The sequence below is a fragment of the Streptomyces sp. NPDC104371 genome, assembly GCF_055583785.1.
In genome coordinates, this window is the sequence record NZ_JBVJNF010000004.1 from 625,210 (window position 1) to 640,516 (window position 15,307).

The 15,307-nt window shown below is 70.9% G+C and carries 14 protein-coding genes; 6 read left to right on the forward strand and 8 right to left on the reverse strand.

Annotated elements, in window-relative coordinates; all coding sequences use genetic code 11:
• Positions 1–98 precede the first annotated feature (98 nt).
• Entirely contained in the window at positions 99–989 is an 891-nt protein-coding gene (locus ACZ60T_RS16935) for a sterol desaturase family protein (RefSeq protein WP_469666541.1), read from the forward strand.
• Positions 986–1,702 (forward strand): lysoplasmalogenase, encoded by a 717-nt coding sequence (locus ACZ60T_RS16940; RefSeq protein WP_365620832.1) that lies wholly within the window; start codon positions 986–988, stop codon positions 1,700–1,702. The genes ACZ60T_RS16935 and ACZ60T_RS16940 overlap by 4 nt, the downstream gene beginning before the upstream one ends.
• Before the next feature lie 24 nt (positions 1,703–1,726).
• On the opposite strand, the gene ACZ60T_RS16945 is transcribed toward ACZ60T_RS16940, so the two are convergent.
• The 3 genes from ACZ60T_RS16945 to ACZ60T_RS16955 all read right to left on the reverse strand — a co-directional run bounded on the left by ACZ60T_RS16945 (position 1,727) and on the right by ACZ60T_RS16955 (position 5,975).
• Positions 1,727–2,764, reverse strand: coding sequence for a CopD family protein (locus tag ACZ60T_RS16945; RefSeq protein WP_469666542.1), 1,038 nt, complete (start codon positions 2,762–2,764; stop codon positions 1,727–1,729).
• Between the two features lie 106 nt (positions 2,765–2,870).
• Positions 2,871–4,400: a S8 family peptidase gene (locus ACZ60T_RS16950; RefSeq protein WP_469666543.1), complete on the reverse strand. Its 1,530-nt coding sequence runs from the start codon at positions 4,398–4,400 to the stop codon at positions 2,871–2,873.
• 72 nt (positions 4,401–4,472) lie between these two features.
• Complete coding sequence (locus tag ACZ60T_RS16955) at positions 4,473–5,975, reverse strand: S8 family serine peptidase (protein ID WP_469666544.1); 1,503 nt, start codon at positions 5,973–5,975, stop codon at positions 4,473–4,475.
• A gap of 409 nt (positions 5,976–6,384) precedes the next feature.
• On the opposite strand from ACZ60T_RS16955, the gene ACZ60T_RS16960 reads away from it, so the two are divergent.
• The 3 genes from ACZ60T_RS16960 to moaA all read left to right on the forward strand — a co-directional run bounded on the left by ACZ60T_RS16960 (position 6,385) and on the right by moaA (position 9,495).
• Positions 6,385–6,741 (forward strand): DUF485 domain-containing protein, encoded by a 357-nt coding sequence (locus tag ACZ60T_RS16960; RefSeq protein ID WP_365620843.1) that lies wholly within the window; start codon positions 6,385–6,387, stop codon positions 6,739–6,741.
• Positions 6,738–8,357: a solute symporter family protein gene (locus ACZ60T_RS16965; RefSeq protein WP_365620846.1), complete on the forward strand. Its 1,620-nt coding sequence runs from the start codon at positions 6,738–6,740 to the stop codon at positions 8,355–8,357. The genes ACZ60T_RS16960 and ACZ60T_RS16965 overlap by 4 nt, the downstream gene beginning before the upstream one ends.
• Before the next feature lie 148 nt (positions 8,358–8,505).
• Positions 8,506–9,495 carry a GTP 3',8-cyclase MoaA gene (gene moaA, locus ACZ60T_RS16970; protein WP_469666545.1) on the forward strand — a complete coding sequence of 330 codons (990 nt, stop codon included), beginning with the start codon at positions 8,506–8,508 and terminating at the stop codon, positions 9,493–9,495.
• 30 nt (positions 9,496–9,525) lie between these two features.
• Here moaA and ACZ60T_RS16975 read toward each other — a convergent pair whose 3' ends face one another.
• Both ACZ60T_RS16975 and ACZ60T_RS16980 read right to left on the reverse strand, forming a co-directional pair.
• Positions 9,526–9,750: a hypothetical protein gene (locus tag ACZ60T_RS16975; protein WP_469666546.1), complete on the reverse strand. Its 225-nt coding sequence runs from the start codon at positions 9,748–9,750 to the stop codon at positions 9,526–9,528.
• A 219-nt stretch (positions 9,751–9,969) separates the two neighbouring features.
• Positions 9,970–10,422 carry a DUF3099 domain-containing protein gene (locus ACZ60T_RS16980; protein WP_365620855.1) on the reverse strand — a complete coding sequence of 151 codons (453 nt, stop codon included), beginning with the start codon at positions 10,420–10,422 and terminating at the stop codon, positions 9,970–9,972.
• 260 nt (positions 10,423–10,682) lie between these two features.
• On the opposite strand from ACZ60T_RS16980, the gene ACZ60T_RS16985 reads away from it, so the two are divergent.
• Positions 10,683–10,970, forward strand: coding sequence for a GlsB/YeaQ/YmgE family stress response membrane protein (locus ACZ60T_RS16985; protein WP_469666547.1), 288 nt, complete (start codon positions 10,683–10,685; stop codon positions 10,968–10,970).
• Between the two features lie 59 nt (positions 10,971–11,029).
• Here the strand turns inward: ACZ60T_RS16985 and tyrS are convergent, their stop codons facing one another.
• From tyrS to ACZ60T_RS17000, 3 genes are read right to left on the reverse strand one after another with little or no spacing between them, the layout of a single operon-like run.
• Positions 11,030–12,298: a tyrosine--tRNA ligase gene (gene tyrS, locus ACZ60T_RS16990; RefSeq protein WP_365621118.1), complete on the reverse strand. Its 1,269-nt coding sequence runs from the start codon at positions 12,296–12,298 to the stop codon at positions 11,030–11,032.
• 60 nt (positions 12,299–12,358) lie between these two features.
• Positions 12,359–13,753 carry a metallopeptidase TldD-related protein gene (locus tag ACZ60T_RS16995; protein WP_469666549.1) on the reverse strand — a complete coding sequence of 465 codons (1,395 nt, stop codon included), beginning with the start codon at positions 13,751–13,753 and terminating at the stop codon, positions 12,359–12,361.
• Positions 13,750–15,273, reverse strand: a complete 1,524-nt coding sequence (locus ACZ60T_RS17000) for a TldD/PmbA family protein (protein WP_365620864.1) — start codon at positions 15,271–15,273, stop codon at positions 13,750–13,752. The genes ACZ60T_RS16995 and ACZ60T_RS17000 overlap by 4 nt, the downstream gene beginning before the upstream one ends.
• Positions 15,274–15,307 lie beyond the last annotated feature (34 nt).

Here is a 15,307-nt window from a genome sequence, read left to right on the forward strand (position 1 = left end):
GTTTGGAGGACATCGCCAAGAGAGAGGCCCGTACCGCCGGTAATACTTGTGCGTAACAACGTCTATCCCCAGGCGATCGGTGGCTCTACGGTTCACCCATGCCGAACCTTCCCGACGTCGTCGTCTGGTCGATACCAGCGTTCTTACTGCTCACGGTCATCGAGATCGTCAGCGTCCGGCTCCACCCGGACGAGGACGACGCCGGGTACGAGACGAAGGACGCGGCGACCAGCGTCGGCATGGGGCTCGGGAGCCTCTTCTTCGACTTCCTGTGGAAGTTCCCCATCGTCGCGATCTACACGGCGGTCTACGCGCTCACCCCGCTGCGGGTGCCCGTCCTGTGGTGGACCGTGCCGCTCATGCTGCTCGCGCAGGACTTCTTCTACTACTGGTCCCACCGCGGCCACCACGTCATCCGGATCCTGTGGGCCTGCCATGTCGTCCACCACTCCAGCCGGAAGTTCAACCTCACCACCGCGCTGCGCCAGCCCTGGACGTCGGTCACCGGCTGGCCCTTCTACGTGCCCATGGTCGCCGTCGGTGTGCACCCGGCCGTGGTGGCGTTCACGTCGTCCGTGAACCTCGTCTACCAGTTCTGGATCCACACCGAACGCATCGACCGGATGCCCCGGTGGTTCGAGTTCGTCTTCAACACGCCGTCGCACCACCGGGTGCACCACGCCTCTCAAGGCGGCTATCTGGACCGTAACTTCGGCGGGATCCTCATCGTCTGGGACCGGCTGTTCAAGAGCTTCGTCGCGGAGACCGAGCGGCCGGTGTACGGGCTGACCAAGAACATCCAGACCTACAACCCGCTGCGGGTGGCCACGCACGAGTACGCGGCCATCGCCCGGGACGTGAGGGCCGCGGCCACCTGGGGCGAGCGCCTCGGCCGGGTCTTCCGCGGGCCCGGCTGGCAGCCCCGGGCCCGTACGGCGTCCGTGTCCCCGTCGTCCCCGTCCGCCGTCGTCGAAGGGCCCGCCACATGACACTCGGTGCGGAGCGGCTCGTCGACAGACGCGCGCCGCAGCGGTCCGAACGCCTCGCGCGGGTGTTCCTCGTCCTCTTCTGGTGTGCCGTCGTCGCCGACCTCGGCTGCCTCGCCGCCGACCTGTCGCTCGGCCACACCCTGGCCAAGCCCCTGCTGATGCCGCTGCTCGCGCTGCACGTCATAGTGCGCGGCGGGCCGCGGCTCCAGGTGGCGGCGCTGCTCTTCGGCTGCGGCGGTGACGTCCTGCTGCTGCTCGACGCCGACCCCGCCTTCCTCGCCGGGATGGCCTCCTTCGCGGCGGGACACGTCTGCTATCTCCTGCTCTTCCGGCGGCAGAGCGCCCCCCGCGCGCGTGCGGCCTGGACCGCCGGGGTCTACGGCATCGTCCTCGTCGCGCTGGTCGTTCTCCTGTGGCCCGGCCTCCCGGCCGGTCTGCGCATCCCCGTCGCGGGCTACAGCCTGCTGCTCACCGCGATGGCGTGCGGCTCCACCCGGCTCGGGCCCGTCGCGGGCGTCGGCGGCGCGCTGTTCCTGCTGTCCGACACGCTCATCGCGACCGGCATCGCCGACTGGCCGCAGCTCCCGAGGCCCGATCTGTGGATCATGCTCACCTACGATCTGGCGCAGTTCCTGCTGACCCTGGGCCTGCTCGCCGTACGGGGGACACCGGCCGCGACCGAACAGCGCGAGGTGTCCACGGTCACCTCCTGAACGCGCGGGTCGATCAACGGCTGCTCACGACCAGCGGATCGGCAGCGGCAGCGCCGTCAGCAGCCCCGACACCGCGACGACCAGGCTCAGCGCCACCAGCTCCGCACGCGCGGGCGCACAGGCGCCGAGCGGGTCGGCGGCGCGGCGCAGCCGCAGGCGCGCGAGCAGGGCGAGTACGGCGACGACGGCCACGAGGAGCACCTTGGCGAGCAGGGCGCGGCCGTACGCGGTCTCGGTGAGCTGGTCGAGGATCGTCCCGCGCGGCATCCGGCGCAGCGAACTCACCAGGCCCGTCGCGGTGAGCGCGGCGAGCAGCACGGCCGCCACGCGCGCGTAGCGCCCGAGCAGGGCGGCGCCCGCGGCCGGGAAGGTACGCCAGTGCCGCAGCGTCCGCAGGGCGTACAGCAGCCCGCCGGCCCACAGGGACGCGCAGGTGAGGTGGACGAGCGTCAGAGAGGAGCCCAGCAGCGGACTGTGCTCCGTCGTGGGGTGGGCCCGCAGCGCCTCGGCGACGATCACCGCGGCCGGCGGCCACAGACCGAGGGACGTCCGGCGCGAGAGGGCGCACAGCCCGGCCGCGAGGAAGGCGTTGACCTCCAGGAGGGCGAGGACGCCGTCCCGGCTCCGGTACAGCCCGCCGATGTCGATCTCGCCGAGCGTGTGCGGGACGAGGTTGCCGGTGGCCACCACCGAGGCGAGCCCCAGCGCGGCGACGAAGCCCGCGCAGGCCGCGTAGGGCGCCCAGGTGCGCGGCAGGTCCGCGCGGGGCGCGCCCGGCACCCGGTGGGCCAGCCGGGTGACGAGGAGTTCGCCCGCGGGTATGCACAACGCCGCGAACAGGACGGTGCGCAGCAGCCCGGTGCCGCCCACTCCGGGCGCGGCGGCCTCACCCGTGCCGCGCAGCGCGGCCGAGGGGCCGAGCAGGGGTATGAGGGCACCGGCCGTGACGAGGACGAGCACCAGGACGGCTCTGTACGCGGTGGGCCGGGACGCGGCGTCGGACCCGGAAGGCACCTGCGCGTCACGGTCGTCGGAATCCGCGGTCGGTCGTGGGGAACCCATTCCTGGATCCTCACGACTCGTGACGGACCGGGCAACCCCGACCTGTCGGCCAGGGGAAGCGAAGGGGCCGGGCGCGAGCACCCGGCCCCTCACACATGAACGGCCCTTACTTCGTGACCGCCTTCAACGCGTTCACGATCCCGTGCCCGTAGAACCCGTTGTAGTTCTTGGACCCCTTGCACACGGCGTCGATCGTGCCGTCGGAGTCGATGTCGTACGGGGTCGTGCACGCGGTGGCGTCGGCCTCGGAGGTCAGCAGGGCCTTCACCTGGCCGACGGTGGCGTGCGGATGCGTCGACTTGATGAGCGCGGCCACGCCCGCGACGTGCGGGGTCGCCATCGACGTGCCCGCCATGTAGCCCCAGCCGCCGCCGGGCAGCGTGCCGAGGATCAGACCGCTGGTGGCGGGCGCCGCCGGGGGCTGGTAGGCGGTGGAGTCGCCGCCGGGCGCGGCGACGTCGATGACGTTGTGACCGTAGTTGGAGAACGACGACTTGATGCCCTTCGCACCGGTCGAGGACACGGTCACCACACCGGGCGACTGGGTGGGTATGTCGAAGCACTTGTGCGGGTCGATCACCCGGTCACCGGGCGTGCCGTCGTTGGGGGAGGAGGGGTCCGTGATGGCGTGCGAGTCCAGGTCGTAGTTCTCGTTGCCCGCCGCCGCGACGTTGACCGTGCCCTTGCGCTCCGCGTACCGCGTGGCCCGCGAGACGGCGTCGACGAGCGCGCGCTGGTCCACGTCGTCGAGGCAGTTGAAGTTCCACGGGTCGGTGTAATAGCTGTTGTTGGTGATGTCCACGTGGTGCTCGGCAGCCCAGACGAAGCCGCAGACCACGGCCTCGGTGTAGAAGTAGCCCGCCGGGGTGGACACCTTGATGCCGGCGACCTTCACGCCGGGCGCGACACCGGTCATGCCGCTGCCGTTCTTGGCCGCCGCGATCTCACCCGCGACATGCGTGCCGTGGGGGCTCTCCTCCGCGCTCGGCCGCCAGGCCCCGTCGGTGGTGTCCGGCTTGCCCGACACGCAGTTGACGGACGCCGCGCGGTCGAAGTTCGGGGCGAGGTCGGGGTGGGTGTCGTCGACGCCCGTGTCGATGACGGCGACCGTGACGTCACGGCTGCCGAGCGTCTTCTCGTGCGCCTTGTCCGCCTTGATGGCGGGCAGGTCCCACTGCAAGGGCTCCAACGGGTCCTGTCCGTCGGCCGCTTGGACGTTCGCGACCTCCTCGGCGGTGAGCACCTTGGGCGTGCCGACCTCGGTGGTCGACTGCGCGGAGAGGGGCGCGGTGCGGGTGGCACCGGCCGACTGCACGCCCGGGACCTTGCGGATGGTGCGGGCGAAGTCGGGGTTCGAGGAGTGGACGACGACCACGCCGATCTGGTCGTAGGCGACCGTGATCGTGCCGCCCGCGGCGGCGATGGCCTTCTTCACCGACGCGGACGGGCCCTTGCCCGTAGCGGTGTTGACGATGTAGCTCAGCTCGGCCCCGTCGGTCGCGGAGGCCTTCGGGGCCTTCGGAGCCGACTCCACCGCCGAGGCGGTGGCGCCCGGCAGGAAGGCGAAGGCGGTCGCCATGGCCATCCCCAGTGGAAGGGCGACGAGACGACGGGAACGTGTGCGTGGCGCTGTCATGCGGATCTCCAACTCAGGTGCGGTACAGGTGGTACGAGTCGCGAGGAAGCTCAAGTGGGGTGGAGCGGCTGGCTACTTGACCGCGCGCAGGGCGTTCACGACGCCGAAGCCGTAGAAGCCGTTCACGCGCTTGCCGCCCTCGCAGGTCGCGCCGTCGTAGGGCTCCTTCGGGCAACCCGGGTTGTCCGCCTGGGTCTTCAGCAGCGACAGGAGCTGGGCCGGAGTCGCCTTCGGGTGGGTGGACTTCAGCAGGGCGGCCACGCCCGAGACGTGCGGCGCCGCCATCGACGTGCCCTGGAGGAAGCCGTACTGGTTGTTCGGCATCGTGGAGAGGATGCGGCCGTCCTGCGACGGGGTGTCCGGGATCTGGTACTTGTCGCCGCCCGGCCCCGCGACGTCCACGACGTTCTTGCCGTAACTGGAGTAGTACGACTTGGCGTTGGTGACCCCGACGGCGCTGACCGTGACGACTCCCGGCAGTTGGGCCGGGATGTCGAGGCACTGGTGCGGGTCCACCGTGCGGTCCGCCGGGGTCGTGTCGTCGGGGCTGGAGGGGTCGAGGATCGCGTGGGACGCGAGGTCGTCACCCGAGTTGCCCGCCGAGGCGACGCTCAGCGTGCCCTTGCGCTGCGCGTACGCCTGGGCGCGGCCGACCGCGTCGACGATGGCCCGCTGGTCCGGGTCGTCCATGCAGTTGTAGCGCCACGGGTCCACGTAGTAGCTGTTGTTGGTGATCTCGACGCCGTGATCGGCGGCGAACACGAACGCGCAGACCACGCTCTCGGAGTAGAGGAGCTGGGAGGCCGGGTCGGCCACGCGGATGGCGGAGACCTTGACGTTCGGGGCGACACCGGCGACACCGACGCCGTTGCGGGCCGCCGCGATCTCACCGGCGACGTGGGTGCCGTGGTAGTGACCGGAGTTCGCGGGCCGCCAGGCGCCGAAGGAGGTGTCGGCCTTGCCGTCCACACAGCTCGCGGACTGCGCGGGGGAGAAGTTCGGGGCGAGGTCGGGGTGGGTGTCGTCGACGCCCGTGTCGATGACGGCGACCGTGACGTTGCGGCTGCCGGGGTTGATCCGCGCGGCCTTGTCGGCGCCTATCGCGCGCAGATCCCACTGGTCGGCCTCCAGCGGCTCCTGCCCGGACGCCGTGTTCCCGGCGGTGAGCTTCGCCGCCTCCGCCTTCGTCAGATACCGCGCGGAGCCCTCGTCCGTCGTGCCCGCGGCCGTCAGCGGCGCGGTCCGGGTCGCACCCGCGGAGTCCACCCCGCGGACCGCCCGGAGAGTCTTGGCGAAGTCCGGGTTCGCGGAGCGGGCGACGAACACACCGATCTTGTCGTACGCCGCCACGACGCTGCCGTCGGCCGCGGAGATCGCCCCCCGCACCGCCGTGAGCGCGTGACGGTCCGTCTTGCTGTTGACCACGTAGGTCAGTTCCGGGCCCGAGGCGGCCTGCACGGTCGTGGTGCGCGGGGCCGCCGACGCCGCGCCCGGCAGGAAGCCCAGGGACGCGGTGAGGGACAGGGCGACGGGCACGACGAGGGCGAGCCGGCGTCTCGAAAGCGGACGAGCCATGGGGTCTCCACATCATCCGGGTACGTGAACGAGCCGGAACGCGGGGGTGTCCGGCAGGTACATGACGGTGTGCAGGGCGAAGCTATCCGGCATTCGAACTGGTCAGCAATGGGTTGAGACGAGGATCTGCGAAAGAAGCCGGGGGAGTTGAACCGGTTCGCGCGCCGCCCCGTGAGCTTGGGCAGGAACCACCGGTTCGGTTGACGCCCCTGTCGAATCGCGCAGGGAAGCGCTACCGTCGCACCCCGTCATGTGATCTACATCACGTCGACGTCAACTTCCGCATGCCCGCAGCCGATCCATGCCTGTACCCGATCCACCCCCGCACCTGCCCGATCCCCCCGGCGGCGCACCGCCCCCACGCCACCGACCGCCGTCGTCACCGCACCCGCAACGCGAGGAGACCACCGTGGCCACCGACGCACCACCGCCCTCCCGGGTCGAACACAGCCTGCCGACCGCAGACGAGTTCGTCGCGGTCCAGGAGAGCGCCGAGTTCAGTGAACTGCGCCGCTCCCACCGCTCGTTCGCCTTCCCCCTGACCGTGGCGTTCATCGTCTGGTACCTCGTCTACGTCCTGCTGTCGAACTACGCGGGCGAGTTCATGGGCACCAAGCTCTTCGGCAGCGTCAACGTCGCCCTGGTGCTCGGCCTCGCCCAGTTCCTCAGCACGTTCCTGATCGCCTGGTGGTACGCGCGGCACGCCGCCGCCCAGCTCGACCCCAAGGCCGAGGCCATCAAGTCCCGTATGGAGAGTGGCGCATGAGCCCCGCAGTGATCCTGGCCGCCGGTGAGGCGAGCGAGCACCGGACGCTGATCATCACCCTGTTCGCGGTGTTCGTCCTCGCGACGCTCGTCATCACCATCTGGGCGGGCCGCCAGACCAGGAGCGCCGCCGACTTCTACGCGGGCGGCCGTCAGTTCACCGCCTTCCAGAACGGCCTCGCCGTCTCCGGCGACTACATGTCCGCCGCGTCCTTCCTCGGTATCGCGGGCGCGATCGCGCTGTTCGGATACGACGGCTTCCTGTACTCCGTCGGCTTCCTGGTCGCCTGGCTGGTCGCGCTGCTCCTGGTCGCCGAGCCGCTGCGCAACTCCGGCCGCTACACCATGGGCGACGTCCTGGCGTACCGCATGCGCCAGCGCCCGGTGCGCACCGCGGCGGGCACGTCCACCATCGTCGTGTCGATCTTCTATCTGCTCGCCCAGATGGCGGGCGCGGGCGTCCTGGTCTCGCTGCTGCTCGGCATCACCAGCGACGGCGGCAAGATCGGCATCGTCGCCCTCGTCGGCGTCCTGATGATCGTCTACGTCACCATCGGCGGGATGAAGGGCACCACCTGGGTGCAGATGGTCAAGGCGGTCCTGCTGGTCATCGGCGCCCTGCTGCTGACCTTCCTGGTCATGCTGAAGTTCAACTTCAACATCTCCGACCTGCTCGGCAAGGCCGCCGACAACAGCGGCAAGGGCGCGGCCTTCCTGGAGCCCGGACTGAAGTACGGCGCCACCGGCACGACCAAGCTGGACTTCCTCTCGCTCGGCATCGCCCTGGTCCTCGGCACCGCGGGCCTGCCGCACATCCTGATCCGCTTCTACACGGTGCCCACCGCCAAGGCCGCCCGGAAGTCCGTGAACTGGGCGATCGGCCTGATCGGCGCCTTCTACCTGATGACCCTCGCGCTCGGCTTCGGCGCCGCCGCGCTCATCAAGCCGGACGAGATCATCGCCTCCAACAAGGCGGGCAACACGGCCGCCCCGCTGCTCGCCCTGCACCTGGGCGGCACCGACTCCAGTTGGGGCGCGATCCTGCTGGCCAGCATCTCGGCGGTCGCCTTCGCCACGATCCTCGCGGTCGTCGCCGGACTCACCCTGGCCTCGTCCTCGTCGTTCGCGCACGACATCTACGCGAACGTCATCAAGAAGGGCCAGGCCGACGAGAAGTCGGAGATGCGCGCGGCCCGTTGGGCCACGGTCGGCATCGGCGCCGTCTCCATCGTCCTGGGCGCCCTCGCCCGTGACCTGAACGTCGCCGGTCTGGTCGCGCTCGCCTTCGCGGTCGCCGCGTCCGCCAACCTGCCGACGATCCTCTACAGCCTGTTCTGGAAGCGGTTCACCACCACGGGCGCGCTGTGGTCCATCTACGGCGGCCTGGTCACCGCGGTCGGCCTGGTGCTGTTCTCCCCGGTGGTCTCCGGCAAGCCGACGTCGATGTTCCCGGACGTCGACTTCCACTGGTTCCCGCTGGAGAACCCGGGCCTCATCTCGATCCCGGTCGGCTTCCTGCTCGGCTGGCTGGGCACGCTGCTGTCCAAGGAGGAGCCGGACGCCCGCAAGTACGCGGAGCTGGAGGTACGGTCCCTCACCGGCGCCGGGGCCCACTGACGGTCCGGCACCGAGTACGCACCGACGGCCGCGTCGCGGGGATCCCGTGACGCGGCCGAGGCGCGGTCGATGTCGGCGCGGTCACGTAGTCTCGCAAGGAACGCGGATCGTGTGATCCGCGACAGAGGCGACGAGGGAGGGGGCCGAGGTGCTCATCGACACCTACGGCCGGGTGGCCACCGACCTGAGGGTTTCGCTGACCGACCGCTGCAATCTGCGGTGTACGTACTGCATGCCCGAGGAAGGGCTGAGCTGGCTCGCCAAGCCCGAGCTGCTGACGGACGACGAGATCGTGCGGCTGATCGGCACGGCGGTCGGCTCCCTCGGGATCACGGAGGTGCGCTTCACGGGTGGAGAGCCGCTGTTGCGCCCCGGCCTCGTCGGCATCGTCGAGCGCGTCGCCGCCCTGCGGCCACGCCCCCGGATGTCCCTCACCACCAACGGCATCGGCCTCGCGCGTACGGCCGCGGCCCTGAAGGCGGCGGGCCTGGACCGGGTGAACGTCTCCCTGGACACGCTCCGCCCGGACGTCTTCAAGACCCTCACCCGCCGGGACCGCCACAAGGACGTCATCGAGGGTCTCGAAGCCGCCCGCGAGGCGGGCCTGACCCCCGTCAAGGTCAACGCCGTCCTGATGCCGGGCCTCAACGACGACGAGGCCCCGGACCTGCTCTCCTGGGCGGTCGAGCACGGCTACGAGCTGCGCTTCATCGAGCAGATGCCGCTGGACGCCCAGCACGGCTGGAAGCGCGAGGGCATGGTCACCGCGGAGGACATCCTGGCCTCCCTGCGCACGCGCTTCGCGCTGACCCCCGAGGACGCCGACACCCGCGGCTCCGCTCCGGCCGAGCGCTGGACCGTGGACGGCGGCCCGCATCGCGTCGGCGTGATCGGCTCGGTCACGCGCCCGTTCTGCGCGGCCTGCGACCGTACGCGGCTCACGGCCGACGGACAGATCCGTACGTGTCTGTTCGCCACCGAGGAGACCGATCTGCGCGCGGCCCTGCGCTCCGGCGCCTCCGACGAGGAGATCGCCGCTGTCTGGCGGCGCGCGATGTGGGGCAAGAAGGCGGGCTCGGGCCTGGACGACCCGGCGTTCCTGCAACCGGCGCGGCCGATGTCGGCGATCGGCGGCTGACAGCTCCGGCGAACTCGGCTTCCGCGCGGCTCAGCCTTCGGGGGGCTCCCAGTCCGCCAGCGCGACGACGTCCTTCAGGAAGCCGCGTACGCCCAGGAACTTCGACAGATGCTCGCGGTGCTCCTCGCAGGCGAGCCAGGTCTTGCGGCGCTCGGGAGTGTGGATCTTCGGGTTGTTCCACGCGAGCACCCACACCGCGGCGGCACGGCAGCCCTTGGCGGAGCAGATCGGCGCTTCATGATCAGGCACGGTCACGCCTCGACCCTATCGCCTTGCCGTACGACACAAGGCGACGCCGAGCAGCCACGGGGGGAGCTGCCCGGCGTCGGTCTGTCGCCCCGACGGGGGATGCGGAGCGCGTAGGAAGTATGGCACGGGTCACCCGCACCCCGGCACCGGAATGGCATATTTCCTCGACCCGCCTCACCAGGCAGATCCGGCCGCCCCGACGAAGAGGCCGCCCATCCCCTGCGGTCAGGTCCGCTCGCGCGGCTCGCTCCGGGACCCCGGCGCCGCCTCGGCCGGGGCGTCCTGCCGGTCGTCCTCCGGGGCGGATTCCGTATCCCCGGCTCTGCCCCGGTCCTCGCTCGCACCGGAACGCGCGCCCGAGTCCTCCTCGTGCGTCGGCGCGATCATGGGATGTACGGGGGTGGTGACGAACGTGGACGGGAGGTTCGGCGCGTTCTCGCGCCCGGCGTTGGCGATGACGACGGCGATATAGGGGAGGAAGGTCCCGAGGACCAGCGCGACGATGGCCACCGGTCGCTCGACGTTCCACAGGGTGGCCGCGAGGATCACCGCGATCGTGCGCACGCCCATCGAGATGACATAGCGGCGCTGCCGACCCCGTACATCCGCCGCGAGGCCCTGACGGGCTCCGGTGATCCGGAACACCGGAGCGCCACCACTGTGGTTCAGCTTCCGCATCACATTCCACCGCCCGCCTGCTTCGCACACTCCCCGGCGCGTAGCCGGTCCGTGGCCCAGCGGGGAACCGGGCTCACACACCGACAACGGTACGCCGCGCCCCCGCCCCCTTCGAGACCGGGGCGCCTTCTGCCCGAGCGAGCGGTCTGCGCATCCTCGCGGAGGGTCGCGTCCGACATGCGCCGTAGGGTCACCGCGCCGAGACTGGGCGTACGGCCCGCGCGGAGCCGTACCGGGCGGAGCCGTACAAGGAGGCAGCCATGGGCTGGTTGTGGGCGCTCATCGTCGGATTCGTGCTCGGCATCCTCGCCAAGCTGATCCTGCCGGGCAAGCAGCACAGCCCGATCTGGCTGACCACGCTCATGGGCATGCTCGGCGGCATCATCGGCAACGCGGTCGCCCGTGCCATGGGCATCGCTCAGACCCGGGGCATCGACTGGGGCCGCCATGGCCTCCAGATCGCCTTCGCGGTGCTCCTGGTCTTCATCGGCGAGTCGGTGTACCTGGCGATGGGCGGAGGGCGCCGCGGACGTCGGCGGAGAGTGTAGAGAGCGTCACGACATGCGAAGGGGCGGGCTCGCGACGAGCCCGCCCCCTCAAACGCGCATCAGGCGCCCGTGACCTCCACCGCGGCCAGGTTCTTCTTGCCGCGGCGCAGCACCAGCCAGCGCCCGTGCAGCAGATCCTCGGCGGCCGGGACGGCGTCCTCGGCGGACACCTTGACGTTGTTCACGTAGGCGCCGCCCTCCTTCACCGTGCGCCGCGCGGCCGACTTGCTGGCCACCAGACCGACCTCGGCGAACAGGTCGACCACCGGGGCGGGCGCGGAGACCTGGATGTGCGGCACCTCGGAGAGGGCCGCCGCCAGCGTCTTCTCGTCCAGCGCGGCGAGGTCGCCCTGACCGAAGAGGGCCTTCGACGCGGCGATCACGGCGGCCGTCTGGTCGGCGCCGTGCACCAGCGTGGTCAGCTCCTCGGCCAGCGCGCGCTGCGCGGCGCGGGCCTGCGGACGCTCCTCGGTCTGCCGCTCCAACTCCTCAAGCTCCTCACGGGACTTGAAGGACAGGATGCGTGAGTACCGCGAGATGTCCCGGTCGTCCACGTTCAGCCAGAACTGGTAGAACGCGTACGGCGTCGTCATCTCGGCGTCGAGCCAGACGGCGCCGCCCTCGGTCTTGCCGAACTTGGTGCCGTCCGCCTTCGTCATCAGCGGCGTCGCCAGCGCGTGCACCGTCGCGTCCGGCTCCAGCCTGTGGATCAGGTCCAGGCCCGCCGTGAGGTTGCCCCACTGGTCGCTGCCGCCCTGCTGGAGCGTGCAGCCGTACCGGCGGTAGAGCTGGAGGAAGTCCATGCCCTGGAGGAGCTGGTAGCTGAACTCCGTGTAGCTGATGCCCTCGGAGGACTCAAGGCGTCGGGACACGGAGTCCTTGGTCAGCATCTTGTTGACCCGGAAGTGCTTGCCGATGTCCCGCAGGAACTCGATCGCGGACAGACCCTCGGTCCAGTCGAGGTTGTTGACCATCACTGCCGCGTTCTCCCCGTCGAAGGAGAGGAACGGCTCGATCTGGCCGCGCAGCCGGTCGACCCAGCCCGACACGGTCTGCGGGTCGTTCAGCGTGCGCTCCGCCGTCGGGCGCGGGTCACCGATCAGCCCCGTCGCGCCGCCCACCAGCGCCAGCGGCCGGTGCCCGGCCTGCTGGAGCCGGCGCACGGTGAGCACCTGCACCAGATGCCCCACGTGCAGGGACGGCGCGGTCGGGTCGAAGCCGCAATAGAACGTGACGGGACCGTCCGCGAGCGCCTTGCGCAAAGCCTCCTCGTCAGTGGACAGGGCGAACAGCCCGCGCCACTTCAGCTCGTCGACGATGTCCGTCACTGTTCTCATGTCTCCTCGGATGATCGTGCGGGCAGTCGGGTGACCTGCCGCCCTACGAGGTTATACGCCCTGGCTGACAGAGCTCATGTTGAAATCCGGTACCCGCAGCGCGGGCATCGCGGCGCGGGTGAACCAGTCGCTCCATTCCCGCGGCAGCGTCTTCTCCGTACGGCCCGCCTCGACGACGCGACCGAGCACGTCGACGGGCGACTCGTTGAAGCGGAAGTTGTTGACCTCTCCGGTGACCTCGCCGTTCTCGACCAGGTAGACCCCGTCCCGGGTCAGGCCGGTGAGCAGCAGCGTCGCCGGGTCCACCTCGCGGATGTACCACAGGCAGGTCAGCAGCAGCCCGCGCTCGGTGCGCGCGACCATCTCCTCCAGGGAGCGGTCGGAGCCGCCCTCCAGGATCAGGTTGTCGACCGGGGGCGCGACCGGGAGCCCGGTCAGGGCCGCGGTGTGCCGGGTGCTCGAAAGACGCTTCAGCTCGCCGTCGCCGATCCAGTCGGTGGCCGTGACCGGCAGCCCGTTGTCGAACACCGACGCGGAGTCGCCGGAGGCGTGCGCGATGACGAAGGGCGCCGTCTCCAGGCCGGGCGCGTGCGGGTCGCTGCGCAGGGTCAGCGGCAGCCCGCTGAGCCGCTCGCCGATACGGGTGCCACCGCCGGGCTTGCTGAAGACCGTCCGGCCCTCCGTGGCGTCCCGGGCCGCCGACGACCAGAACTGGTAGATCAGCAGGTCCGCGACCGCGCTCGGCGGCAGCAGCGTCTCGTACCGGCCCGCGGGCAACTCGATCCTGCGCCGCGCCCACTCCAGCCGCTGGGCCAGCTCCGTGTCCAGCGCCGCCGGGTCGACGTCCTTGAAGTCCCGGGTGGCGCGGCCCGCCCACGCGGAGCGCGTACGGTCCGGCGACTTGGCGTTGAGGTCCAGCGTGCCGCTGGGCTGGTCATGGCGCAGGCGCAGCCCCGTCGACGTGCCGACATAGGTCGTGACCAGCTCGTGGTAGGCGAAGCCGTACAGCTCCCGGCCGCCCGCCCGCGCGCGGGCGAACGACTCCCCGAGCGCCGGGGCGAAGTCCGTGAAGACGGCGGAGGAGGTCTCGGCGGGCGCGTCCGTGAAGTCGGGCGACACCGCCACGCCGGTCACCAGCGGCTGCGCGTCCTCGGCGGGTCCCGCGCCGCGCGCGGCGGCCTCCGCGGCCCGGACGAGCGGCTCCAGGTCGTCGGCGGTGACCGCCGAGCGGGAGACGACCCCGGACGCCGTGCCCTCCTTGCCGTCGACGGTCGCGATCACGGTGAGCGTGCGCCCGCGCGTGACGCCGTTCGTGGTCAGCGCGTTGCCCGCCCAGCGCAGGTTGGCGCTGGAGCGCTCGTCGGCGATGACGACGCATCCGTCCGCGCGGGACAGCTTGAGAGCACGCTCGACGATCTCGTGCGGCTTGTTCGTACGCGCGCTCATCGACCCGCCTCCTGCGTGGTGTTGAGGATGTTGACGTCCTTGAAGAGGGCCGAGGGGCAGCCGTGGGAGACGGCCGCGACCTGGCCCGGCTGGGCCTTGCCGCAGTTGAAGGCGCCCCCGAGGACGTACGTCTGCGGGCCGCCGACAGCCGCCATGGAGCCCCAGAAGTCGGTGGTCGTCGCCTGGTAGGCGACGTCACGCAACTGCCCGGCGAGCCGCCCGTTCTCGATCCGGAAGAACCGCTGCCCGGTGAACTGGAAGTTGTAGCGCTGCATGTCGATCGACCAGGACCGGTCGCCGACGACGTAGATCCCGCGGTCCACGCCCGCGATCAGGTCGTCGGTGGACGGTCCGGCCGGGTCGGGGCGCAGCGACACGTTGGCCATGCGCTGTACGGGCACATGCGCGGGCGAGTCGGCGTACGCGCAGCCGTTGGACCGCTCGGAGCCGGTCAACTTCGCGATGCGCCGGTCCAGTTGATAGCCCACCAACGTCCCGTCCCGGACGAGGTCCCAGGACTGGCCCGCGACGCCCTCGTCGTCGTACCCGATGGTCGCGAGGCCGTGCTCGGCGGTGCGGTCACCGGTGACGTTCATCAGTTCGGAGCCGTACTTCAGCTTGCCGAGCTGGTCGAAGGTGGCGAAGGACGTCCCCGCGTACGCGGCCTCGTAGCCGAGCGCCCGGTCCAGCTCGGTGGCGTGCCCGATGGACTCGTGGATGGTCAGCCACAGATTGGACGGGTCCACGACCAGGTCGTACGTCCCCGCCTCGACGCTGGGCGCGCGCATCTTCTCGGCGAGCAGCTCCGGGATCCGCGCCAGCTCCGCGTCCCAGTCCCAGCCGGTGCCGGTCAGATACTCCCAGCCGCGGCCGACCGGCGGCGCGAGGGTGCGCATCGAGTCGAACTCGCCCGTCGTGGAGTCCACCGAGACCGCGGTGAGCGTCGGGTGCAGCCGCACGCGCTGCTGGGTGGTCACGGTCCCGGCGGTGTCCGCGTAGAACTTGTTCTCGTGGACGGTCAGCAGCGAGGCGTCGACATGACTGACGCCGTCGGCCGCGAGCAGCCGGGCGCTCCAGTCCGCCAGCAGCCCCGTCTTCTCCTCGTCGGGCACGGTGAAGGGGTCGATGTCGTACGCGGAGACCCAGGTCTTCTCGGCGTGCACCGGCTCGTTCGCCAGCTCCACGCGCTCATCGGACCCAGCCGCCTTGATCACCTGTGCGGACAACTGGGCCATCGCCACGGCCTGCGAGGCGACCTTGGCGGCGGCGTCCGGCGTGAGATCGACACCGGAGGCGAACCCCCAGGTCCCGCCGTGCACGACGCGTACCGCGTACCCGAGGTCGGTGGTGTCCGACGACCCGGAGGGCTTGCCGTCACGCAGCCGCCAGGAGGCGTCGCGCACCCGCTCGAACCGGAAGTCCGCGTGCTCGGCCCCGAGCGACCGCGCACGCGCCAACGCGGCGTCGGCGAGGGGGCGTAGGGGGAGGGCGAGGAATGACTGATCGACTTCGTGGGGCACGGGTGGGATCCCTTCGAGGTTCACTGCCTGCGAG